We start from the raw sequence: 877 nt of genomic DNA on the forward strand, positions 1-877 counted from the left end.
TCATGAAATACATGTCGGTTGTGGCATTGCGTTCCAGGCATCTCTGTGCTCCGGCCGCCCTGCCTAACCGCTCCGTCAAGGGGACTGGCCTGCGGCCAGCCCCTTACGTCGAACGTTAGACCTCTTCAGTCACCGAGTCCGGAGTCATCGTGCCTGTCGCAAAGCCCAAGCCCGCGCACTCAACGCCCGCTGATTCTTCCGCGGCTGTAGATGCTTTCATGGCTGAGCTGGTTCATCCGCACAAGCCTGAGATCGAGGCCTTGCGAAAGTTGATGCTCGAAGTCGAGCCTTCCGTTCAGGAAGGCGTGAAGTGGAATGCTCCAAGTTTTCGCACCTCGGAGTACTTCGCCACCACCCATCTTCGGGCCAAGTCCGGCCTCAGTGTTGTACTTCACCTTGGCGCCAAAGTCCGTCAGTTGCCTGCTGGCGGCGTCACCATCGAAGACCCGGCCAAGTTGCTCAAGTGGTTGAGCAAAGATCGCGCAATGGTTGAGTTTGCCACCGCTGAAGAATTCAACAACTCAAAGGCCGCCTTCCGGGCCGTCTTGCGGCAATGGGTGAAGTACGTTTGAATCCTGGCAGATCCCCGTTTGCTCTGGCAGGCATGAGGTCTAACCCCTCCGTCAAGGGGACTGGCCTGCGGCCAGCCCCTTACGTCGAACGTTAGGCTCTTGGAGGTACTGTGGTTAGTCATAGCAGCGAATGGCTTTCATGCACAGGGTGTGGCGAGATCTTTCCCTTCTCGAATGCGTACGTCTTTCAGTACACTGATCTGAGTGACGTCCCAAGCATTGACGCCACGGCAGGCCATTGCTGGCCGGTCTTGTCTACTCCTTGTTGGTGCATTGAATGCAACAGTCCTGCCTATGCAGAGCGC

Annotated in this window: 1 protein-coding gene; it reads left to right on the forward strand. The window is 57.2% G+C overall.

What is annotated here, in order from left to right; genetic code table 11:
- The first annotated feature begins 218 nt into the window (after positions 1–218).
- Positions 219–572 (forward strand): DUF1801 domain-containing protein, encoded by a 354-nt coding sequence (locus AACH06_RS30100; RefSeq protein WP_341429524.1) that lies wholly within the window; start codon positions 219–221, stop codon positions 570–572.
- Positions 573–877 lie beyond the last annotated feature (305 nt).

The organism is Ideonella lacteola (assembly GCF_038066555.1).
GTDB lineage: Bacteria > Pseudomonadota > Gammaproteobacteria > Burkholderiales > Burkholderiaceae_C > Ideonella > Ideonella lacteola.